At 66.9% G+C, this 22,002-nt stretch carries 21 protein-coding genes and 3 tRNA genes; 6 read left to right on the top strand and 18 right to left on the bottom strand.

What is annotated here, in order from left to right:
* The first annotated feature begins 307 nt into the window (after positions 1–307).
* From AC1DGD_RS05955 to AC1DGD_RS05940, 4 genes are all read left to right on the top strand, one after another.
* Positions 308–2,053, top strand: coding sequence for an AMP-binding protein (locus tag AC1DGD_RS05955; RefSeq protein WP_476856200.1), 1,746 nt, complete (start codon positions 308–310; stop codon positions 2,051–2,053).
* Between the two features lie 2 nt (positions 2,054–2,055).
* Positions 2,056–2,562 carry a MarR family winged helix-turn-helix transcriptional regulator gene (locus tag AC1DGD_RS05950; protein WP_476856199.1) on the top strand — a complete coding sequence of 169 codons (507 nt, stop codon included), beginning with the start codon at positions 2,056–2,058 and terminating at the stop codon, positions 2,560–2,562.
* A 54-nt stretch (positions 2,563–2,616) separates the two neighbouring features.
* The gene (locus AC1DGD_RS05945) at positions 2,617–3,615 is read left to right on the top strand and encodes a zinc-binding metallopeptidase family protein (RefSeq protein ID WP_476856198.1); all 999 of its coding nucleotides are present in this window, start codon (positions 2,617–2,619) and stop codon (positions 3,613–3,615) included.
* Positions 3,616–3,850: 235 nt separating this feature from the next.
* Positions 3,851–7,030: a bifunctional cytochrome P450/NADPH--P450 reductase gene (locus AC1DGD_RS05940; RefSeq protein ID WP_476856197.1), complete on the top strand. Its 3,180-nt coding sequence runs from the start codon at positions 3,851–3,853 to the stop codon at positions 7,028–7,030.
* Positions 7,031–7,066: 36 nt separating this feature from the next.
* On the opposite strand, the gene AC1DGD_RS05935 is transcribed toward AC1DGD_RS05940, so the two are convergent.
* From AC1DGD_RS05935 to AC1DGD_RS05920, 4 genes are all read right to left on the bottom strand, one after another.
* Positions 7,067–7,846 carry an enoyl-CoA hydratase gene (locus AC1DGD_RS05935; protein ID WP_223914579.1) on the bottom strand — a complete coding sequence of 260 codons (780 nt, stop codon included), beginning with the start codon at positions 7,844–7,846 and terminating at the stop codon, positions 7,067–7,069.
* Between the two features lie 68 nt (positions 7,847–7,914).
* Positions 7,915–8,874: a 3-hydroxyisobutyrate dehydrogenase gene (mmsB, locus tag AC1DGD_RS05930; protein ID WP_476856196.1), complete on the bottom strand. Its 960-nt coding sequence runs from the start codon at positions 8,872–8,874 to the stop codon at positions 7,915–7,917.
* Positions 8,867–10,015, bottom strand: coding sequence for an enoyl-CoA hydratase/isomerase family protein (locus AC1DGD_RS05925; protein WP_476856195.1), 1,149 nt, complete (start codon positions 10,013–10,015; stop codon positions 8,867–8,869). The genes mmsB and AC1DGD_RS05925 overlap by 8 nt, the downstream gene beginning before the upstream one ends.
* Positions 10,015–11,514, bottom strand: a complete 1,500-nt coding sequence (locus tag AC1DGD_RS05920) for a CoA-acylating methylmalonate-semialdehyde dehydrogenase (protein WP_476856194.1) — start codon at positions 11,512–11,514, stop codon at positions 10,015–10,017. Before AC1DGD_RS05920 ends, AC1DGD_RS05925 begins: the two co-directional genes overlap by 1 nt.
* Positions 11,515–11,645: 131 nt before the next feature.
* Here AC1DGD_RS05920 and AC1DGD_RS05915 point away from each other — a divergent pair, with 131 nt between their 5' ends.
* Together AC1DGD_RS05915 and AC1DGD_RS05910 are read left to right on the top strand one after the other, a co-directional pair.
* A complete protein-coding gene (locus tag AC1DGD_RS05915) occupies positions 11,646–12,452 on the top strand; it encodes an exodeoxyribonuclease III (protein WP_476856193.1) in 807 nt (268 codons plus the stop codon).
* Between the two features lie 31 nt (positions 12,453–12,483).
* Positions 12,484–13,395, top strand: a complete 912-nt coding sequence (locus AC1DGD_RS05910) for a DUF8083 family protein (protein WP_476856192.1) — start codon at positions 12,484–12,486, stop codon at positions 13,393–13,395.
* A gap of 16 nt (positions 13,396–13,411) precedes the next feature.
* Here AC1DGD_RS05910 and AC1DGD_RS05905 read toward each other — a convergent pair whose 3' ends face one another.
* From AC1DGD_RS05905 to AC1DGD_RS05840, 14 genes are all read right to left on the bottom strand, one after another.
* Entirely contained in the window at positions 13,412–14,479 is a 1,068-nt protein-coding gene (locus AC1DGD_RS05905) for a LacI family DNA-binding transcriptional regulator (protein WP_476856191.1), read from the bottom strand.
* Positions 14,480–14,608: 129 nt separating this feature from the next.
* Complete coding sequence (locus AC1DGD_RS05900; protein WP_079552393.1) at positions 14,609–14,863, bottom strand: hypothetical protein; 255 nt, start codon at positions 14,861–14,863, stop codon at positions 14,609–14,611.
* A gap of 10 nt (positions 14,864–14,873) precedes the next feature.
* Positions 14,874–15,773, bottom strand: coding sequence for a carbohydrate ABC transporter permease (locus AC1DGD_RS05895; RefSeq protein WP_223914586.1), 900 nt, complete (start codon positions 15,771–15,773; stop codon positions 14,874–14,876).
* Positions 15,770–16,807 carry a carbohydrate ABC transporter permease gene (locus tag AC1DGD_RS05890; RefSeq protein ID WP_026266860.1) on the bottom strand — a complete coding sequence of 346 codons (1,038 nt, stop codon included), beginning with the start codon at positions 16,805–16,807 and terminating at the stop codon, positions 15,770–15,772. Before AC1DGD_RS05890 ends, AC1DGD_RS05895 begins: the two co-directional genes overlap by 4 nt.
* A 7-nt stretch (positions 16,808–16,814) precedes the next feature.
* On the bottom strand, positions 16,815–18,098 hold the full coding sequence (locus tag AC1DGD_RS05885) for an ABC transporter substrate-binding protein (RefSeq protein ID WP_028277787.1): 1,284 nt from the start codon (positions 18,096–18,098) through the stop codon (positions 16,815–16,817).
* Between the two features lie 148 nt (positions 18,099–18,246).
* Positions 18,247–18,858, bottom strand: a complete 612-nt coding sequence (locus AC1DGD_RS05880) for a hypothetical protein (RefSeq protein WP_230007798.1) — start codon at positions 18,856–18,858, stop codon at positions 18,247–18,249.
* Positions 18,855–19,514, bottom strand: coding sequence for a hypothetical protein (locus AC1DGD_RS05875; RefSeq protein WP_476856190.1), 660 nt, complete (start codon positions 19,512–19,514; stop codon positions 18,855–18,857). Before AC1DGD_RS05875 ends, AC1DGD_RS05880 begins: the two co-directional genes overlap by 4 nt.
* Complete coding sequence (locus AC1DGD_RS05870; protein WP_476851809.1) at positions 19,511–19,894, bottom strand: hypothetical protein; 384 nt, start codon at positions 19,892–19,894, stop codon at positions 19,511–19,513. Before AC1DGD_RS05870 ends, AC1DGD_RS05875 begins: the two co-directional genes overlap by 4 nt.
* Complete coding sequence (locus tag AC1DGD_RS05865; RefSeq protein ID WP_223914590.1) at positions 19,891–20,082, bottom strand: hypothetical protein; 192 nt, start codon at positions 20,080–20,082, stop codon at positions 19,891–19,893. The genes AC1DGD_RS05870 and AC1DGD_RS05865 overlap by 4 nt, the downstream gene beginning before the upstream one ends.
* Entirely contained in the window at positions 20,079–20,600 is a 522-nt protein-coding gene (locus tag AC1DGD_RS05860) for an Asp23/Gls24 family envelope stress response protein (RefSeq protein ID WP_230012588.1), read from the bottom strand. The genes AC1DGD_RS05865 and AC1DGD_RS05860 overlap by 4 nt, the downstream gene beginning before the upstream one ends.
* A gap of 196 nt (positions 20,601–20,796) precedes the next feature.
* The gene (locus AC1DGD_RS05855) at positions 20,797–21,270 is read right to left on the bottom strand and encodes a hypothetical protein (RefSeq protein WP_476856189.1); all 474 of its coding nucleotides are present in this window, start codon (positions 21,268–21,270) and stop codon (positions 20,797–20,799) included.
* 241 nt (positions 21,271–21,511) lie between these two features.
* Positions 21,512–21,587, bottom strand: a tRNA-Phe gene (locus AC1DGD_RS05850).
* 48 nt (positions 21,588–21,635) lie between these two features.
* Positions 21,636–21,709 (bottom strand) — tRNA-Asp (locus AC1DGD_RS05845).
* Between the two features lie 105 nt (positions 21,710–21,814).
* Positions 21,815–21,887 (bottom strand) — tRNA-Glu (locus AC1DGD_RS05840).
* Between the last annotated feature and the right edge of the window lie 115 nt (positions 21,888–22,002).

Below are 22,002 nucleotides of genomic sequence, written 5' to 3'. Positions count from 1 at the left end.
CGGCTTCGGATGCGGCGACGGCTGTGTTTTCCGCTGTATTTGATTCGGCTCTGTCATCCGCTCTATTTGATTCGGCTGGCGCCGACGGTCCGCTGGCACGTCCTTGTGGCTGCACGGGCACGTATCCCTTCGTCATGCAACGCCTGCAGAGCAGCGCCGCCCTTCCAAACCCTTGGATGTCCTAGTATATTGCACAGTGATGGGGATCACTAGGCAGGCGCCGTGCCGGGCCGGTGGATCCCAGGCAACGGCGCCGTGCCACCGACCGCCCGGAACGGCAGCGCCCGAGGACTTCGAAAGGTGCACCATGACCGTGACTGAGGAATTCCGGGCCGCAAGGGACCGGCTGCTGGCCCTGCGCGGGGACTACGACGGCGCCCGCAACGATTTCCAGTGGCCCCGCTTCGAGGAGTTCAACTTCGCACTGGACTGGTTCGACCAGCTCGCCGCGGACCCGGCCAAGGCGGATAAGCCTGCGCTGGTGATCGTTGAACAGGACGGGTCCGCGACCCGGCGCAGCTTCGCTGACCTCTCCCGGCGCTCGTCCCAGGTGGCCAACTGGCTGCGCGGGGCAGGTGTGCGGCGCGGGGACCGGATGATCATCATGCTCGGCAACCAGGTTGAGCTCTGGGAACTCATGCTGGCCGGCATCAAGCTGGGGACCGTCATGATTCCCACCACCACGCTGATGGGACCGGCCGATCTCCAGGACCGGGTGGAACGCGGCGGTGCGGCCTGGGCCGCCGTCGGCAGTGCCAACATCGCGAAGTTCGCCGACGTCGCCGGCCAGTACACGCTGATTGAAGTCGGCGCCAGCGCCGGGGACCCCGCCGCCGCCCAGGCCAATGCCCTGCAGTACTACGGCGCGGATGCTGCCGCGGCCGGTACGGATTTCACCCCCGACGCCCCCACCCTGGCCGACGAGACGCTCCTGCTGTACTTCACCTCGGGCACCACGTCCAAGGCCAAACTCGTCGAACACACGCACACGTCCTACCCGGTGGGACACCTGTCCACGATGTTCTGGATCGGCATGGAACCGGGCGACGTGCACCTCAACGTGGCCTCGCCGGGCTGGGCCAAGCACGCCTGGTCCAATGTATTCACCCCCTGGATCGCCGAGGCGTGTGTGTTCATCTACAACTACGAACGCTTCGACGCCAGGGCCCTCATGGAGCAGATGGACCGCGAATCCGTGACCAGCTTCTGCGCCCCGCCCACGGTCTGGCGGATGCTGATCCAGGCCGATCTCACACTGCTCAAGAACCCGCCCACCAAGGTGGTGTCCGCCGGCGAACCGCTCAACGCCGAGGTGATCGACCAGGTCCACCGCGCCTGGGGCCAAACCATCCGGGACGGCTTCGGCCAGACCGAATCCACCGTGCAGATCGCGAACACGCCGGGCCAGCCGATCAAGATCGGCGCCATGGGCAAGCCGCTCCCCGGCTACGACGTCGTGCTTGTGGACCCCGCCACGGGTGAGGAGGCCGACGACGGCGAGCTCTGCCTGCGCCTCGACCCCCGCCCCGTGGGGCTCATGAAGGCGTACTACGGCGACCCGGACAAGACGGCGGAGGCTTTCCGTGACGGCTACTACCACACGGGGGACATGGCGAGCCGGGACGAGCGCGGCATCATCACGTATGTGGGCCGCGGCGACGACGTCTTCAAGTCCTCCGACTACCGGCTGTCCCCGTTCGAACTGGAGAGCGTGCTGATTGAGCACCCGGCAGTGGCGGAGGCTGCCGTCGTCCCCTCTCCCGACCCGCTCAAGCTGTCGGTGCCGAAGGCCTTTGTGGTTCTTGCGGCCGGCCACCAGCCGGGCCCGGAGTTGGCCGAGGACATCCTGCGGTACTGCCGGGAGCACCTGGCCCCGTTCAAAAGGATCCGCCGGCTGGAGTTTGCCGAGCTCCCCAAGACGATCTCCGGCAAGATCCGGCGCGTGGAGCTGCGGCACAGCGAGGAAGTGCGCCACGGCGGCGGGCCCGTCCCGGAAGGCCTCGGCGTCGAGTACTCCGACTCCGATTTCCCCGGGCTCAAGGGTCAGGGCTGAACATGGGAACACCGCTGCCGCGAGATCCGATTGCCGACGCCCGGCTGAACTGGGAGCGCCACGGCTGGTCCGACGTCGCCGCCTCGATGGCCGCCATCACCGCCATCATGCGGACCCAGCAGATCCTGCTCGGCCGGATCGAGACGGTGCTCAAGCCGTTCGGGCTCACCTTTGCCCGGTACGAGCTGCTCGCGTTGCTCAGCTTCGCCCGCAGCGGGGCGCTGCCCATGAACAAGGCGAGCGCGCTGCTGCAGGTCCACCCCACCTCAGTCACCAATGCCGTGGACCGGCTCCAGGAGGCCGGGCTGGTGATCCGCTCGCCGCACCCCACGGACGGCCGCACCACCCTGATCGAACTCACCCCGGAAGGCCGCACCCTGGCCAAACGGGCGACGGCGGTGCTGAACTCCGAGGTCTTTGGCCAGTCCGGCTTCGCGGACCAGGACGTGGACCAGCTGATCCGGATCCTGGGCACGTTCCGCCGGAACGCCGGTGATTTCAGCGGCTGAGACCCGGGCGCCGGGCACCGGGTGAAGCCCGGTGGCCGCGGCTAAGATCATGAAGTGAAAAAACAATCCTGCGGTGTCTGCGGTTCGAGCGTGTACTTTGAAAATTCGGTCTGCCTGCACTGCGGAACTAACTTGGCATACCTGCGGAACGCCCGCGCCATAGTCGCAACAGGCAGTCAGGGACAGTACACCGATGAGTCGGGAGCCACTTGGCACCGGTGCGCTAATTTTTTGCTTTCCGGTTGCACTTGGCTTGCCCCGGAGGGCGGCAGTCAGTGCTTCAGCTGTGAGCTCACGCGGACTCGCCCGAACGACAGCGACGCCAAAGGCCTATCGCAGTTCATTGCGGCTGAGCGGGCCAAGCGTCATCTCATTGCTGAGCTCGATGGGCTGGGCCTGCCGATCATCACGCGCACAGAAGACCCCGACGGGGGACTTGCTTTCGACCTGTTGTCCAGTGTCAAGGAAAATGTGGTGATCGGTCATGCTGACGGTGTGATCACCATCAATCTGGCCGAAAGCGACGATGCCTATCGGGAACGAATGCGTACCCAACTCGATGAACCATACCGGACGATGCTCGGGCATTTCCGGCATGAAGTGGGGCATTATTTTGAGACGGTGCTGGTATTCAGCGATGACGGACGAACGCGCGAGGCGCGTAATCTCTTTGGCGACGACACCAAGGACTACCAGGCAGAGATAGACCGCCACTACAGCGAAGGCGCCCCGGCGGACTGGAATGAACGGTTCATCTCAAAGTACGCAACCATGCACCCCTACGAGGACTTTGCGGAGTCGTTCGCCCATTACCTCCACATCTGCGACACCCTCGACACCGCCCGGGAATTCGGACTCATCCCAGGCACTCCCCGGGGGACCTCTTTCCAGGAAATTGTGGAAACCGAATGGCTGCCGCTCTCCCTTGCCCTGAACCAGGTCAACCGCAGCATGGGGAAAGATGATCTTTACCCCTTCGTCCTTTCCGCCGCAGTTATCGACAAGCTTGAGTTCGTCCACGGGCTGCGAACCTCAGCGACGGCCGCCGGCTAAGGAACGCCCCGCCCGCTGACAAGAAGGGCGTCCCGGCAGACAGCACGAAGAAAACAGTCTCCGACCCTTCGCTTCTTGGCATTCGGCCGTCAGGGACGATGGCCCGCGAAGCCGGCCGGGAGCTATTTTGTGCGGGATCGGACCGGAGTATCGTGGTTCCGGCAGGACGGTTCCGTCCGGCCAGGCAGCAAGCAGTGCTCACAGCGCGTTCATTGGCGATCGCCTAGGAGTGGCCATGACTTCGCCCAGCGTCCCCATACCGCAGCCTCCCACGAGGCCGGTGGTCGGCAATTTGCCGGACATCGACTCCAGCAAGGGAATCCTGGGAATAGTCGAGCTGGCCGAGCGGTACGGCCCCATAGTCCGCATCCAGTTCTTCAACCGCAGTATCGTCGCCATCTCTTCCCAGCAGCTCGTCGACGAGGTGTGCGACGAGTCCCGGTTCGGCAAAGTGCTGGGCGTTGCCCTTCGGCAGGTGAGGCAGTTCGCCGGCGACGGCCTGTTCACCGCAGATACACAGGAACCCAACTGGCAAAAGGCACACCGGATCCTGATGCCGGCGTTCGGGCCTGCAGCGCTGAAGCGGATGTTCGCCGGCATGGACGACATCGTTGAGCAGCTGCTGCTCAAGTGGGAGAGGCTGGGCCCCACGGCGCGGATCGACATTCCGGACAGCACCACCCGCCTGACGCTGGACACCATCGCCCTGTGCTCGTTCAGCTACCGGTTCAACAGCCTCTACCGGGAGGAGATGCACCCGTTCGTCGGCGCCATGGTCCGCGCCCTGGTTGAGTCCGGGGACCGGGCGCGCAGGCTCCCGGTGCAGAACAAGATCATGCTGCGCAGGCGGCACCAGCTCGAAGAAGACCATGCCCTGATGTTCGAGGTCGCCGAACAGATCATCAGCGACCGGCGGCGCAACCCCAGCGCGCCGGGCAGCGAAGACATCCTGGACACCATGCTCAGCGCGGCGGACCCGGTGACCGGTGAGCGTCTATCCGATGAAAACATCCGCTATCAGATGGTCACCTTCCTGATCGCCGGGCACGAGACTACCAGCGGCTTGCTGTCCTTTACACTCTACGAACTGCTGCGCCATCCGGGCGTCCTGGCCAAGGCGCGTGCACAAGTGGACGAGGTCCTTGGTACCGAAAGCGCCAGGTTCGAGCACCTGCCCCGGCTGGGATACCTGGACCAGATCCTTAAGGAAACGCTTCGGCTGTGGCCCACCGCTCCGGCGTTCAACGTGACTCCTTACGAGGACACGACGCTCGGCGGCCGCTACGAAGTCCCCGCGGGCCAGCCCATCATGGTCCTGATCCCGCAACTGCATCGGGACAAGGCGGCCTGGGGCGAGGACGCCGGCATCTTTGACCCGGAGCGGTTCTCCCCGGAACGGGCCGCCGAAATCCCCGCCAATGCCTGGAAGCCCTTCGGCAACGGACAGCGCTCCTGCATCGGCCGGGGATTTGCCCTGCAGGAGGCCATGCTCTTCCTGGCCAAGCTCCTGCAGCGCTTCGAGGTCACGGCGGCGGACCCGGGCTATGAGCTGCAGATCAAACACACGCTGACCATGAAGCCTGAAGGGCTGTTCATCCACGTGCGCAGGCGGGACGTCACCATCGCGGCCAGCCCCCGGGCCGACGTCGAACAGGCACGGCAGGCCGAAGCCGCAGCGGCGGCCGCCGCGCCCAACGGCGTCCCGATCCGGGTGCTCTACGGTTCCAATGCAGGCACGTCCAAGGACTTCGCCCAGCGCCTCGCCAACGACGCCGGACGGCGCGGCTACAGCCCCACCATCGGTCCGCTCGACGAGGCGGCCGGCGGGCTGCCCACGGAGGGGCTCGTCGCGATCGTGACGTCCTCCTACGAGGGGCAGCCGCCGGACAACGCCCGAAAATTCGTGGCCTGGACCGAGGGCCTGCGGCCGGGCGCCCTCGCCGGGGTCCGGTACACGGTCTTCGGCAACGGCAACAAGGACTGGGCGAGGACGTACCAGGAGGTGCCCAAGGCCATCGACGCCCGGCTCGAGGCTGCCGGTGCCACGCGGATCTATGCCCGGGGCGAAGCCAACGCCCGCGGCGACTTCTTCGGCGATTTCGAAGAGTGGTACGCGGGATTCTGGCCGGCCGTGGACGCCGCCCTGGGGCAGCGGACCAGCCAGCCGACAGCTCAACCCGAGCTGGAACTGCAGTTCGTCGGCAACGTCCGGGACCCGATGCTGCGCCAGAACGGGCTGGCGCTGGGCACCGTCGTCGCGAACCGGGAACTGGTCGATCTGGCCAAGCCCGGCGCCCGGTCCAAGCGGCATGTCGAGATCGCCCTGCCCGAGGGGATGAGCTACCGGACCGGGGATTATCTGGCCGTGCTGCCCCTGAATCCCAGCGAACTCGTGCAGCGGGCCCTGGCCCGTTTCAACCTCGACTACGACTCGCACGTCCAGCTGACCATGGAGCGCGGGGACACCTTCCTGCCCACGGGCGCGCCGGTGGCCGTGGGCGAACTGCTGAGCAGCTACGTGGAGCTCGCAGTCCCCGCCACCCGCACCCAGCTCGAGGACCTGGCGGATGTCGCGGCCGATCCTGCCCAACGCGCCGAACTTGAGGCCCTGGCCCAGGACCGCGGGCGGTACGCGGCCGAGATCCTCGACAGGCGCGTTTCCATCCTTGACCTGCTGGAGACGTATCCGTCATGCCAGCTGTCGTTCACCTCGTTCCTGCAACTGCTGACCCAGCTGACCCCCCGGCGGTACTCCATCTCCTCGTCCCCGCTCTGGAGCCCCGACCACGTGACCCTGACCTTCGCCGTCATCCAGGCTCCGGCGTGGTCCGGCCGCGGGGTCTTCGAAGGGGCCTCGTCCACCTACCTCGCCCAGGCCAGGCCCGGGTCAAGGGTCGCGGTTACTGTCCGCCCCTCGAACGCGGCCTTCCACCCGCCGCCGTCCCTGGCGGTCCCGCTCATCATGGTCTGCGCGGGGACGGGACTGGCCCCCTTCCGCGGGTTCGTCCAGGACCGGGCGCTGCGGGCCGAGGCCGAGGAGACGACGCCGGCACCTGCCCTGCTGTTCTTCGGCTGCCGCGCCCCGGACACCGACTTCCTCTACCGCTCGGAACTCGCGTCATGGGCGGACCAAGCCAACCTCGATCTGCGGCCGGTCTTTTCCACCGCACCGGAGGACGGCCTGAAATACGTCCAGGACAGGCTCTGGGCAGACCGGGCCGACGTCGTCGAGCTGGTCCGGCAGGGCGCCACGGTCTATGTCTGCGGCGACGGCAAGCACATGGCGCCGCAGGTCCGGGACACGTGCGCCCTCATTTACCAGGAAGCGACCGGCGCCGCCAAGGCGGAGGCCGAGGCTTGGATGGATGAGGTGGAGCGCACCCACGGCAGGTACGTGGCCGACATCTTCACCTGAGGCCGCCCCGCCGCTCCCGCGGCCGGCCGGTGCCGCCTAGCGGTGGTTGAACTCCGGCTGCCGCTTCTCGGTGAAGGCGGCCATGCCTTCCTTCTGGTCCTCGGTGGCGAACAGCGAGTGGAACACGCGCCGTTCAAACAGCACGCCCTGGGCAAGCCCGGTCTCAAACGCGGCGTTCACCGCTTCCTTGGCCACCATCGCCACCGGCTTGGATTTGGACGCGATCACCTCGGCGGCCTTCAGTGCCTCCTCGACGACGTCCGCGGCGGGGACCACCCGGGACACGAGGCCCGCGCGTTCGGCCTCCTCGGCGTCCATGAAGCGGCCGGTCAGGATCATGTCCATCGCCTTGGACTTGCCCACTGCGCGGGTCAGGCGCTGCGAGCCGCCCATGCCGGGGAGCACGCCAAGGTTGATTTCCGGCTGGCCGAACTTGGCGTTGTCCCCGGCGATGATGAAGTCGCACATCATCGCCAGCTCGCAGCCGCCGCCGAGCGCGAAGCCGGACACGGCTGCCACGACGGGGATGCGGAGCCGGGTGAAGTCCTCCCAGCCGCGGAACCAGTCCGCCGCGTACATGTCCATGTAGCCCTTGGACTGCATTTCCTTGATGTCCGCGCCGGCAGCAAAGGCCTTCGCCGAACCGGTCACCACCACGGCACCGACCCCCGGGTCCGCGTCCATCCCGGCGACTGCCTTCACCAGCTCGTCCATCGTGGCCTTGTTCAGGGCATTGAGGGCCTCGGGCCGGTTGAGCGTCACGAGGCCCACGCGGCCGCGGCGCTCCACCAGGATGTTTGCGTACTGTTCCGTCATGGGTGGTCCCCTTCGGTGGTGCTGGTCTGGTTCTGGTTCTGATGTTGCGCGTTGGCTTCGGTCCGGGACTAGTGCCCGGCCGTGCCTGCCTCGGATTTGCCTGCTTCCGACTTTTCCCGGATGTCGGTGATGATGCCCGAGAAGTCCCGGCCGGCACCGCCTTCCGCGGCAAACGTATCGTAAATTTCGGCCGCGAGCGGCCCGAGCCGGGCCGCGACGCCGGTGCTCTGCAACGCGTTGAGGGCCAGGTTGAGGTCCTTGGCCATGAGCGCCCCGGCGAAGCCAGGCTGGTAGTCCCGGTTGGCGGGGCTCGTCGGGACCGGACCGGGCACGGGGCAATTAGTGGTCAGCGCCCAGCACTGTCCCGAGGCGGCGGAAGCGACGTCGAACAGCGCCTGGTGGGTCAGGCCGAGCTTCTCGCCCAGCACAAAGGCCTCACTGACGGCGATCATCGAGACGCCCAGGATCATGTTGTTGCAGATCTTGGCCGCCTGGCCGGCACCGTGCGCGCCGCAGTGGACCACCCGCCTGCCCATGACTTCCAGCAGCGGATTGACGGCCTCGAAGTCCTCCGGGAGGGCACCGACCATGAATGTGAGCGTGCCGGCCTCGGCGCCCACCACACCTCCGGACACGGGGGCGTCGACGGCGCGGTGGCCGGCCGCGACCGCGAGTTCTGCGGCCTCGCGGGCCTCGTCCACGTTGATGGTGGAGCAATCCAGGAACATGGTGCCCGGGGCGGCGGCTTCGAGCAGGCCGGGCGTACCGCCCGTGCCGCGGTAGGCGTCAAGGAGGTGCTTGCCGCTGGGCAGCATGGTCAGCACGACGGCGGCGCCCGCCGCCGCCTCGACAGCCGTCCCGGCAGTGGGAATGCCGTGCTCCAGGGCGGCGTCCAGGGCCGCCGGCACGACGTCGAAGCCGGTCACCCGGTAGCCGGCCTTGACCAGGTTGACGGCCATGGGGCCGCCCATGTGGCCCAGGCCGAGGAAGGCGATGGTGCCGGTATCCGGGGCTCCTGCGTCAGACATGGTTCTTCTCCTTGTTGTTCTCCGCGTTGTTCTCTTTCGGAGAGAGTTTCAGTTCGCGCCCGCCCATCGGGGCGAAGTAGGCCGCGACGTCCGTCCCGGTGACCTCGGCAAGGGTGGCGGGCTTCCAGCGGGGATTGCGGTCCTTGTCCACCACCTGGGCGCGGATGCCTTCGCGGAAGTCCGGGCCGTCAAGGAAGCGCAGGCCGACGCGGTACTCCTGCTCCAGCGCCTGCTCCAGGCTCAGGCCGCGGACCCGGCGCAGGGATTCCAGCGCCACCTTGACCGCCGTCGGCGACTTGGCCTCGATGGTGTCAGCGGCTGCGGCGGCCTCCCCGCCCGCCTCTCCACCGAAGGCCCGCAGCCGGCGCAGGATTTCCTCGGCGTCGTCGCTGGAGTAGCAGGCGTCGATCCATTCCTGCTGTGCGGCCAGGACTGAAGCCGGTGCCGGTTCGGCGAATCGGGCCACAGCGGCCTCGGCCGCCTCGGTTTCGAGCGCTGCCGCCAGGCCCGGCAAACGGCCGGAGGGCACGAAGCAGTCGGCGAGGCCCAGGAACAGTGCGTCCGCGCCGCTCAGGTGGGCTCCGGTCAGGGCCGCATGGGTGCCGGTCTCCCCCGGCGAGCCGGAGAGCAGCAGGGTGCCGCCGACGTCGGGAACAAACCCGATCGTCGTTTCGGGCATGCCCGTGCGGGTGCGTTCGGTGACGATCCGTACGGAGCCGTGGGCCGAGATCCCCACGCCGCCGCCCAACACCAGCCCGTCCATGAACGCGACGTACGGCTTGGGGTATTCGGAGATGAGCAGGTTCAGCCGGTACTCGACGGCCCAGAAGTCTGCGGTGGCGTCCCCGCCGTCGAGCATGTCCCGGTAGATGGCCACGATGTCACCGCCGGCGCAGAGGCCCCGGTCCCCGGCGCCGCGGACCAGCACCGCAGCCACGGCGTCGTCGTCGGCCCAGAGCGTGAGCTGTTCGAGCATCGCGGCGGCCATGCCGGCCGTCAGGGCGTTGACGGCCGCGGGCCGGTTGAGGGTCACGACGCCGAGGTGGCCGCGCCGTTCAAACGTCACTTCCCCTGCTTCCCCGGCCAAGGGTTCGCCTGCCGCTGCTCCACTGTCCGCTACCCGCGCAACGTCCGCCCCCATCAGCTGCCTTCCGGCATGATGAAGCTGGCGCCCTGGCGGATACCGGACGGCCAGCGGCTGGTGACCGTCTTGGTCTTCGTGTAGAAGCGGAAGGCGTCGGCCCCGTGCTGGTTGAGGTCGCCGAATCCGGACGCCTTCCAGCCGCCAAAGGTGTAGTAAGCAATCGGCACGGGGATGGGGACGTTGATGCCCACCATGCCCACCTGGACCCGGCTGGCGAAGTCCCGGGCGGCGTCGCCGTCGCGGGTGAAGATGGCCACGCCGTTGCCGAACTCGTGTTCGCTGCAGAGCCGGAGGGCCTCGTCGTAGTCTTCGGCGCGGAGCACGCTGAGGACCGGGCCGAAGATTTCCTCCTTGTAGATCTTCATGTCCTTCGTGACGTTGTCGAACAGCGTGGGTCCGATCCAGAAGCCGCCGTCGTAGCCTTCCACCTTCAGGCCGCGGCCATCGGTCACCAGGCTCGCACCTTCTTCGACGCCGGAGGCGATGTAGCCTTCGATCCGGTCCTTCGCGGAGGCCGCCACCACCGGGCCGAAATCGGAGTCCTTGGCGAGGCTGTGGCCGACCTTGAGGCCGGCGATCCGCTCCTGCAGCTTCTCCACGAGGACGTCCGCGGTCTTCTGGCCCACCGGAACGGCCACCGAAATCGCCATGCAGCGCTCGCCCGCGGAGCCGAAGCCTGCCCCGATCAGGGCGTCCGCGGCCATGTCCAGGTCCGCGTCGGGCATGATCACCATGTGGTTCTTGGCGCCGCCGAAGCACTGCGCGCGCTTGCCGTTCGCCGCGGCGGTGGCGTAGATGTACTGGGCAATGGGCGTGGAGCCGACGAACCCGATGGCCTGGACCCGGGGATCCTCCAGCAGCGCGTCCACCGCTTCCTTGTCCCCGTTGACGACGTTGAAGACGCCATCGGGGAGGCCCGCTTCGGTGAAGAGCTCGGCCAGCCGCAGCGGCACGGAGGGATCCCGTTCGGAGGGCTTGAGGATAAAGGCGTTGCCGGCGGCGAGCGCCGGCCCGGACTTCCACAGCGGGATCATGGCCGGGAAGTTGAACGGCGTGATGCCGGCTACGACGCCGAGGGGCTGGCGCATCGAGTGCACGTCGACGCCGGTTCCGGCGTTGTCCGAGAACTCGCCCTTGAGCAGGTGCGGGGCGCCGGCGGCGAACTCGACCACTTCGATGCCGCGCTGGATGTCGCCCTTGGCGTCCGGGAAGGTCTTGCCGTGCTCGGAGGACAGCAGGGTGGCGAGTTCGTCCATGTGCTCGTTGACCAGGTCCACGAACTTGAGCAGGATCCGGCCGCGGCGCTGCGGATTCATCGCGGCCCATTCCACCTGCCCCTTTTCGGCGCTGGCGATGACGTTGCGCACCTCCTCGGTGCTGGCCAGCGGCAGCCGGGCCTGGACCTCGCCGGTGCAGGGATCATAGACGTCGCTGAACCGGCCGGAGGTTCCCTCAACCCGCTGCCCGTCAATGTAATGGGATAGTTCTCGAACCATGACCGAATGCTCCTTTGCATGTGACCTAGATCATCTCTGCAGCCGAATATACTCGGACTTCCTACTAATTTCCAGAGGACGGAGCCGGCCGGCGGCTTCGTCCGGGGGCCAAGTTCGGTAAGTTAGGGACTGTGAAGATTGCTACCTGGAATGTGAACTCGCTCCGTGCCCGCGCCGACCGTGTGGAGTCCTGGCTTCAGCGCACGGACTGCGACGTCCTGGCCATCCAGGAAACCAAATGCAAGGACGATAACTTCCCCTGGGAGCTCTTCGAGAACATGGGCTACGAGGTGGCGCACTTCGGCCTGAGCCAGTGGAACGGGGTCGCGATCGCCTCCCGGGTGGGACTCGACGACGTCGAACGCACCTTCCTGGACCAGCCCGTGTTCGGCAAGAGCGGCAAGGACGCCGTGCAGGAGGCCCGCGCCATCGGCGCCACGTGCGGCGGCGTCCGGGTCTGGAGCCTCTATGTGCCGAACGGCCGCGCCCTCGACGATGAGCACATGCCCTACAAGCTCAACTGGCTGGACATCCTGAAAAACCACGCCGGCACCTGGGTCAAGGAGGACCCCGAGGCGCAGATTGCGCTGATGGGCGATTTCAATATCGCCCCCCTGGATGATGACGTCTGGGACATCGACTACTTCCGCTCCGGGGGCCTCACCCACGTCAGTGAGCCTGAGCGGGCCGCCTTCCATGCCTTCGAGGAGGCCGGCTTCCAGGATGTCGTCCGCCCGCACACCCCGGGGCCCGGCGTCTACACCTACTGGGATTACACGCAGCTCCGCTTCCCGAAAAAGGAGGGCATGCGGATCGACTTCATCCTCGCCTCCCCGGCCCTGGCGGCACGGGTCACCGGTGCGATGATCGACCGCGAGGAGCGCAAGGGCAAGGGCGCCTCGGACCACGCCCCGGTGATTGCGGAACTGGCGGACTAATGGCTGCCGGCCAGGGAAGCGTCGTGATCCAATGACGGGGAGCATCTACCACGGACAGTCCGGGCTGCCGTTCTCTTCCGCGCTCCGGATCTACGAGCCCCTCGAGGCGTTCCCCGAACAACAGCAGGAAACCCTGAGGGCCGCCGGCGCCGGCCAGGCGTCCCGCGCGGCTGTGGAGAACGCCGAGCTGCTGGCGTCCCTGGGCCGCATCACCCGGCCCGACGGGGATCCGTTTCCCACCGGCCGGACCGATCTGGTGCGCGTTGTCGCGGCTCCGGCCAGGCGGACCCCGTCCGGCGCAGCGCACGACGCCGCCGGGTCCGGGACTGCGGCCGCCCCGCAGCCCGACCGGTTGCTGTACTGCCCCAGCCAGCTGGTCCTCCGCGCCGGGCTGGCCGCCAATGCCCTGATGGAAGGCATCCACGGGCCCCTGGCCCAGCTGCTGATCCCGGAAGAACAGCGGGACAAACACCAGGAACGCATTGATGAGGTGCGCGCCCACGATGGCCTGAGCCGGGTCCACACCAGGGCGTCCACGTGGGGCATTCCGTTCAGCTGGTTCTGCCTTTTCCAGGAATCGGATCCCACCGACGTCGTCGAAGCCGACGGCCACATTGTGACGGTCCGCATCCGCGCCGGCATCAGCAACGCGCTGGAGCGGGTGAGCTATGCGGTGGCGCACCTGGCCCTCGCCGCGCCCGATCTCGACATGCTTGAGGACCTGACCCAGTTAACGGAATGGCTTGAGCTCTTCCACCCGGACTCGGCGGTGGAACTCGACTACGGCGGGGTGGCAGACAAGGTCTATCCGGATGATTCGCCGCTGGACGTACGCCTCGGCATCGAGTGCCTGGCGGAGGGGGACATGACCGGCGCCGCCGCGGCCTACCGCCGGCTGGCCTCGCGTTGGGTGCCGATCCGCCAGCTGGCCCGCGCGTCCTAGCGCGGCCCGAACTCCGCTAGCTGAGCCGCGCGGACTGGCGCAGAGGCGGCGCCGTCGTCGTCCGGATAATCAGCCGGTGCGGCGCCACAGCGGACTGCACGGAGCCGGAAATGCCGTCGAGCTCGTCCAGCAGCATTTTGGTGCCGAGTTCGGCCTGCTGGTCCGGGCGCTGCCCGACTGTGGTCAGGCCCATGGCCTCGGCGAAGTCGTGGTCGTCGATGCCGATGACCGAGAGGTCCTCCGGGACGCGCACACCGGCTTTGTTGGCCTCGAAGATGACGCCCATGGCCATCTCATCGGAGGCGCAGAAGATTGCTGTGGGCTTGGCACCGCCGGTGGCCCAGAGGCGGCGGAATGCCTCCTGACCGCTGCGGACGGTGAAGTCCCCCCAGAGGTCCCATTCGGCCCGGACGGGCAGCCGCGCCTCGCCCATGATGTCGTGGAAAGCCTGGATCCGGACCCTGGGGACGTCGAAGTTGAGGTCGGTTTCGTCGTCGCCGTGCAGGAGCGCGATGTCCGTGTGGCCCAGCCCGATCAGGTGGCGCACTGCGGTGGCGGCCGCGGCGTAGTCGTCGATGCCGATGTAGGGGCACTCCTCGACGTGGCCTCCCACCACCACCAGCGGGATGTCGATTTTCTGGAGATGCTCGATTTCCTCGTGGGTGAGCGCCATGCAGAGGACCAGCAGGGCGTCGATCTGCTTGTAGACCATGGTCTTGCTGAAGAGCCGTTCACGGTGGCTGCCGTGGCCGCCGAGGTTGAAGAGGGAAAGGTTGTACTGCCGGGAGTGGAGTTCCCGGTCGGCTCCCTCGATGGCCTTGGAGAAGAACCAGCGGCTGACGAACGGGGCCAGGACGCCGATGGTTTTGGTCCGGCCCGTCGCCAGGCCGGACGCCGAGGACGACGCGACGTAGCCCAAGGATTCGGCGATGCCGAGGATCTTCTCGCGGGTTGCCGGGGAAACACGGGGCAGTCCCCGAACGGCACGGGATACGGTGGCCGTTGACACGCCCGCAGCGGCGGCGACATCCTCAATGCTGACGCCCGAGTGGCCTCCGCGCTGCGCCCGTTCCGTCCGTGCCACCTGTGCCCCCTAATTAACGGTCCGTGGAAGCCTGGCGGCTGCCCGCAGACGTGTTGCGTCCGCCTCCCCCCGGCGGCTGAATAATCCTGCCCGGCTGCTGCCCGGCTCCTGCCGGCTGCTGTCCCCCTGCTAGGAGTGCCGGCTGGCCGTCCGGCGCGGCAAACGCCGGCGCAGCCGGATCATCCCGTAGAGGGCCAGCAACATGGCGAGCAGACCCAGGGCCCAGAAGAGGGCTGGCTGGGCGGTCACTTCCATCCAGACAGTGACCACCAGCAGCACCACGGCCCAAAAGCCGAGGAACCCGATGATGATGTCGAAGTCCTCGCCGGAGCGCACCTTTCGACGCGTCGCCGGCACGTGACCCTGGTTCTGCTCGTCAGTCATCACGCCTCAGTCACTTAACCGCGCCGGCCGTGAGGCCCGCGACAATCTTACGCTGGAACACCAGCACCAGGATGACCAAGGGAATGGTCACAATAGTGCCCGCAGCCATGATGGCGGTGTACGGAATCTGGTTCGGCTGCGCACCGGCGAAGCTCGCAATGGCCACGGTGACCGGCTGCGTTGCGTCGGACGAAAGCTGGCTGGCGATCAGGAATTCATTCCATGAGGAGATGAAGGCCAGGATGGCGGTTGTGAAGATGGCCGGTGCGGCCAGCGGCATGATGACCTTCCGGAAGGCCTGTCCCTGCGTGCAGCCGTCCACCCGGGCCGATTCCTCGAGCTCCCACGGCATCTCCCGGAAGAAGGAGGTCATGGTGTAGACCGTCAGCGGCAGCACGAACGAGATGTTCGGGATGATCAGGGCCTGGTAGGTGCCCATCCAGCCGATGTTCGTGAAGAGCTGGAACAGCGGGGTGATGAGGGCGACGCCGGGGAACATGGAAGCGCCCAGGATGAAGCCCAGCACAAGGTACTTGAACTTGAAGTTCAAGCGGGCCAGTGCGTAGGCGGCAAACACGCCGATCACCAGCGACACCAGGGTGACGACGGTGCCGATGAACAAGCTGTTCAGCAGTGCCTGGCCAAAGTGGTTGCCGAAGGACGTGTCGAACGCCGTCTTGAAGTTGTCCAGCGTGATGTGAGTCGGCAGGATCGAGGTGTCGTAGGTGTAGCCGACGTCGCGGAACGCCGTCACCACCATCCAGTAGGCCGGAGCCAGGCACCAGAAGAGGATCACGACCGCACTGATGTAGGTCCGGCTCTGGGCCCACTTCTCGCGGTTCTGCGCGGCCTTCCGCCCCCGGTCCTGCTCTGCGCGCAGCTCGGTTGCGGCGCTCGTCGCGGCGGTCATTTCTTCCCCTTACCTGCGCCGGTCTGCTGCTCCACCACGTTCGCTCCGAGGAAGCGCACGAAGATGAAAGCCACCAGAAAGATGATGATGAACGTGATGGTGGACAAAGCCGCCGCCGCGTTGAAGCCCTGCCTGATCTGGTTGATCACCAGGATGGAGAGCGTGGTGGTGTTGTTCGCTCCGCCGGTCAGGATGTACGGGAGGTCGAACATGCGCAGCGCGTCCAGGGTGCGGAACAGGATGGCCACCATGAGCGCCGGTTTCACCAGCGGCAGGGTGATCATCCGGAACCGCTGCCAGGCTGAGGCGCCGTCGACCTTGGCCGCCTCGTACACTTCCGCGGGAATCATCTGCAGGCCGGCAAGAATCAACAGCGCCATGAACGGCGTGGTCTTCCAGACGTCCGCGATGATCACGGCCCACCTGGCCGGCCATTCGCTGCCGGTCCATAGGACGGTGGTGTTGAAGAGCTTGTTGCCGATGCCTTCGAAGGCGAAGATGAACAGCCACAGCTTGGCCGTCACGGCGGTGGGGATGGCCCACGGCACCAGGACGGCTGCACGGACCAGGCTGCGGCCCTTGAAGGCCCGTGCCATGATGACGGCCATCCAGAAGCCGAGCACGGTCTCCAGTGCCACCGTCACGATGGTGAAGAAGAACGTGGTGCCGGTGGCGGACCAGAACTGCGCGCCGAGGGTTCCCGGCGGGCAGTCAACGGTTCCGCCGGACGGTGCCGGGCATTGCTGGAAAATCCAGTTGTAGTAGTTCGAGAAGCCGGCCGGGCCACCCTCAACGAAGAGACCCGTAGCGGGGTCCAGACCGGCATCCTTCTGGAATGACATCACAATGGCGGTGATGATCGGATACACGATCACTACCGACAATGCGAGGATGGTCGGCGCCAGCAGCCAAGCTGCCCAGCGCCCCTGCGTCGCGATGCGGTTGTCCTCCCCAACACCCTTGGGTGCGTGGTGGATCGGTGCCCCGCCCGACGCCGGTGCCTTGACCGACGTCGGGCCTACTTCAGTTGCCATGATGGACCTACTGTCCCGCGCTAGCGGACTCGATGGACTTCTGCATGTCGGACAGGGCCGCGTCTACAGTCTTCTCGCCCTTGATGGCCGAGTACGCGTTTTCCTGGATGGCCTTGGTGACGGCCGGGTAGAACGGGGTGACCGGGCGCGGCACGGCGTTCTCGATCGAGGTCTTCAGGACCGGCAGGTACGGCAGCTTGGCGACGAGCTCCTTGTCGTCGTAGAGCTTGCCGAGCACCGGTGCGAGCGAACCCTGCGTGGCGAAGAACTTCTGGGTCTCTTCGGTGGTGAGGAACTTCAGGAAGTCCACCGCGGTGGCCTTGTTCTTGGAGTAGACGCTGATCGCGGCGCTGTGGCCGCCGAGGGACGAGGCGCCCGGACCGGTCTTGCCGGGGAGTGCGGTCATGCCCAGGACGTCCTTGACCTTGGAGGAGCCTTCGGTGGTGGCCAGGTTGTAGACGTAGGGCCAGTTGCGCAGGAACAGCAGCTTGCCGTCCTGGAATGCCTGGCGGCTTTCCTCTTCCTGGAACGTGATGGCTTCCTTCGGGATCGAGCCGTCTGCGTAGGCCTTGGTCAGGTTGGCCATGCCGGCCTTTGCCTCCGCGGTGAGCAGGTTGGGCTTGCCGTTCTCGTCCAGCACGGCTCCGCCGGCGGAGTTGATTGCCTCGGAGGCGTTGACGGTCAGCCCCTCATACTTCTTGAACTGGCCGGAGTAGCAGCCGATGTTGTTGGTCTTGGCGATGGAGCACATGCTCATCATCTCGTCCCAGGTCTTCGGGGGCGTGGGGACCAGGTCCTTGCGGTAGTACAGGATGCCGCCGTCGGATGATTCCGGTGCCGCATACAGCGTGCCCTTGTAGGAAGCGGCATCAACGGTCGGCTTCAGCATGGCCGAGGTGTCCAGCGCCATCTTGTCCTTGAGCGGCTGCAGCCAGCCCTTGGCGGCGAATTCGGCGGTCCAGACGACGTCGACGCTCGCGACGTCGTAGCCGGGGTCCTTGGCCTGGAAGTGCTGGACGAGGTCGTCGTGCTGCTGGTCGGCCTGGTCGGTCTGCTCCTTGAAGGTGACCTTTTCGTTCGGGTGGGCGGCGTTCCACTTGTCGATCAGCGGGCGGACCACGTTGCTGTTGTCCTTGCCCTGAACGTAAGTAATGGGGCCGCGCCCGTCCAGGCCCTGCGAGGCGGCGTCGCTGCCGCTGGTAGTGCCGCCACCTCCGCCGCCACACGCCGAAAGGGTGATAGCCAAAATGCCTGCCGTGGCGACGGGAAGTAGGAAATTGCGGGTTTTCATACTGGAGTGCTCCTCGCTGAGTACCGGTGAAAAACGGCCGTACTGATGGTGTGCCGACCATCACAGTAATCAACAGGCAGTCCGGAATGCAAGCGTTTACATGAAACCTTTATGCAAAGGAGATTCCGTGGCCCGCCGGCCGGCCACCTCAGCGGACCCGCTCGGAACGGCCGAACCGCGACCGCGCGCCGGATCCGATGTGGATCAGCACCGGGGTGCGTTTGCCGATCACCGCGTCGAGCGCCTCTACCAGGGCGGAAACTTCGGCGGCGAGCCGGTGCGGGGCGACGCCCTGGCGCGGTTCCACCCGGATCTTGAGGGCCGGCTCACCGCTGATCTTGTAGGCGGCGACCGTGACGCCGGCCAGGTCGGGCCGGTCCGCCAGCGCCGCGCGGAGAGTCTGCTCCGCCACGCCGCCGCTGATTCCGACGTTGCCGGGCACCTCACCCGGGTCCTCCTCTGCCACGAGCAGGCTGGTCCGGCCCGTACCCTGTTGGGCAATCCAGGCGATCATCAGGCCAATCACCACCAGCAGCGCCACGCAGATGGCAAGCCACAGCCAGCTCCCCTGGCGGCGGGGGAATTGCGTCCGTTCGAACAAATCGAGCCAGAAGCTCAGGACGCCGCCGGCCCACTCATGCCACCACACGCCCACGGCCGGGACGCTTGCAAGCAGTATCAGGAGGACGCCGACGGCGAGGAGCAGGATGCCAAGGATGCCAATCAGTACGCGGTTCAGCGCCCGGGGGGTGTTGTTCATGCCCCCACCACCCCGGCTGTGGATACCTGGATCCGCACGTCCGGCATCGGCCAGGGGCCCATTTCCTCCACTTCCCGGCGCACAGCATCCAGGACGGCGTCCGGGCGCAGCGGCACACCGGAGGTCGGCCGGACGTTGACCGTGATCCGGTTCCGCGACACGACCACCATCACCTGTTCCTTGGCCACGTTGGCGGCCAGCCGGGCCCGGCGCGCCAGGGCAGCGGCGATCACCTCATCGTCCACCACGACGGCGGCCCGGCGGTCCGGGAGCAGGTGGCGTGCCCGCCGGCCGGGCAGCACGGCATTGAGGAAGAAGAACAATCCGGCCATCGCGATCACAGCGCCCGTGACACCGAGCAGAAGCGGCGGGATTCCCGCCGGGAGCGCGACTACCCGCTCGGCCGCGGTCTGCGGATCCACGAGCCACGGCGGCTGCCCGATCGCACGGACCCCGGTCTCAAGCAGCGCATAGCCGAACACGGCCATGACCAGGCCGGCCGCGATCACGGACACAACAGCGCGCGATGTGTGCGTCTCCCGTTTCACTATCCGGCCCATGCCCGCGGCGCCGGAACCCAACGGCGCGCTCCCCTGCACCGCATCGGCGTCGTGCCCGGCGGAGTCGATCCCGGCGTTCTGGGTGTCCTGGCTCAATGTACCCGGCCTCCCCCGCGCACGGCGGCCCCGCTGATGCGGATGTCCACCCGGCTCAGCTGCGCTCCGGTCAGTTCCGTCACGCGGCGCAGAATCTCGGCCTTGGCGGCGACGGCACGCTCCCAGATGGAACCGCCGAATCCGGCGACGCGGCCGGGGTCCCGGACCACAGCGGTGAGATTCGGGACCGCGACGGGCATGACAAGCGACAGGGCGAGCAGCCCGTCATCGTCCGACCAGTCGGCGCGGACGTCGTGCGCCGGGACACCGAGGGCCTCCCCCGCGGCCGCCCGGGCCACGCTCGTCAGGGCCTGGGTGCTGATGCGGTTGTGCCCGGCCACCGCGGCGCCGGGGATCGGCGCTTCTGCCGTGATGCTCATGAGGAGGAACGCCGGCCCGTGAGGGCGTCAAACACGCTTCGCAGGTCCAGCTTCCCCTCTGCGGCCCGGCCCAGGAGGGCGCCAATGGCCATGAAGAACAGGGAGCCGAGGAAGCCCCAGACACCGAACTGGAAGGACATGAAGGCCACGAAGGCGCCCATGGCGATTCCCACTACCGTCAGACTCATTGGATTGCCTCCCTGACTGGCCGGGCCTCGGCGGACGCGGCCGGTTTGGCCGGGCCGGGCACATAAACGTCGTTGATCTCGATATTGACCTCGATCACTTCGAGACCCACCAGTTCCCCGACGGCGGCGTAGACGACGGCGCGGACCTGGTCCGCGAGGGTCTGCAGGGGGGTGCCGTACACCGCAACAAGATCGATGTCCACGGCGACCTGCGTTTCGCCGACTTCCACGCGGACGCCCGCTGCGTGATCAGCGTTGCCGACGGCGTCGCGGATGGCCCCGAGGGCGCGTGAGGGTCCTGATCCCAACGAATAGACGCCGGGCACCGATCGGGCGGCGATGCCCGCTACCTTGGCGACGGCAGTTTCCGCTATGACCGTGCGGCCGGTGCCGGCCGGCGCGGACAGACCGTCTGTAGGACTGACCAGGGCATCGGGACCGGGCTGACCGGCTGCGAGCCCGGCAACGTGTTGACCGGCCGCGGGACCGGCGACGGGTTGAGAATTCTGGTATTCCATAACGCACTCCCCCTTCTCTTTGACACAACCCTAGTCCCTGCCTTGGGGCGCGTGGGGGAATCTTGCGGCGCCTGTTCCCACAGTCCATGCAGGTGGGGGCGGGAACGGGCGGCCTGCATCGGGGACAAGGCCAGCCGTCTGTCGGCCGCGGGATGCCACCCGGGGGCCGACGCGGGCGTTGGCCTGGCCGAACCCCCTACTTGCAGTTGGTGGCGATCCAGGTCGTGACCGGCGCCATGGCGGCCTGGAGCTTTCCGCTGGAGAAGATCGTCTGGTCGGTGACGCCGGCAACGGCCACCTCCTTGAGGTTGGCGAAGTCGGCCTTGAGGCTGTCCGGGACGCGTTCGGCCGTCGCGGCCAGCTCCGTTTTGAACTGTTCCAGTTCCGCCGTCTTGCCTTGGGCTGCCGACAGCGGAAGGAGCGTGGCGCCGGTTGCCTGCTCCGAGATCTTGGAGCACGCCTCGGCGGCGCTGGTGAAGCCGCCGAACGGTCCCGAGGTCCCGCTGGGGCTCGGCGTGGCGGACGCGGAAGCGGTGGACTCGCCCCCGGCGGACGTGCCCGCGGCGGACGAAGGCGCGCTGCCGGCTTGCGGGGCCGAACACCCGGTAAGCGCCAGGGCTGCGAGGAGGGCGGTTGCGGCGAGAGGACGGGCAATATTCTTCGAAGTCACGTTGCAGAATCACTTTTCGGTTGAGATTACGCCGCCTGCCCGGACCGGGCTGCCGGCGGCCTTGGTGTTCTTTCCCCAGCGTGCGAGTCTAGCCCGGCCGGCTGGACGGCCCCCAAACGGTCGCCGCCGTCGGTCGCCCATCGCCCGCCCCTCGCCGCCCGCCTCCCCCGTCGATAAAGCGGAGCACCAGAAGGTGTTAAAGAAGAAAAGCACCAGTTCTCAAAGAACTGATGCTTCCCAGTGGTGGCTCCGACCGGCGTCGATCCGGTGACCTTTCGATTTTCAGTCGAACGCTCTACCAACTGAGCTACAGAGCCTAGGTGACACGTCACCTTGAAGGCCGGAACTTCTTCCGGCAATCAGAGCGACCCTGACGGGACTTGAACCCGCGACCTCCGCCGTGACAGGGCGGCGCGCTAACCAACTGCGCTACAGGGCCTTGCTTGTTTACTGCTTGTTCTTGCTGTCTGCGATATCGCTACCGCAGATTTTCAAGGCCTTTAGCCTACCAGACTTTTTCACCCGGCTTGACCAGTTCCTTGCGTACCCCCAACGGGATTCGAACCCGTGCCGCCGCCGTGAAAGGGCGGTGTCCTAGGCCGCTAGACGATGGGGGCCAAGACGCCATCCGTCGGAACATATAGGGGCAAAAATTAAGGGCCGAAGCCTGTCGTTTTTGTCCTTTCGGGTTCCTCCGAACTGGACTATAAAACTATAAGGGCAGACCCCCGG

Source organism: Arthrobacter sp. 05T45 (genome assembly GCF_056395875.1).
Note: the sequence above shows the minus strand (reverse complement) of the source record. Positions and strands in the feature narration are given on the sequence as shown.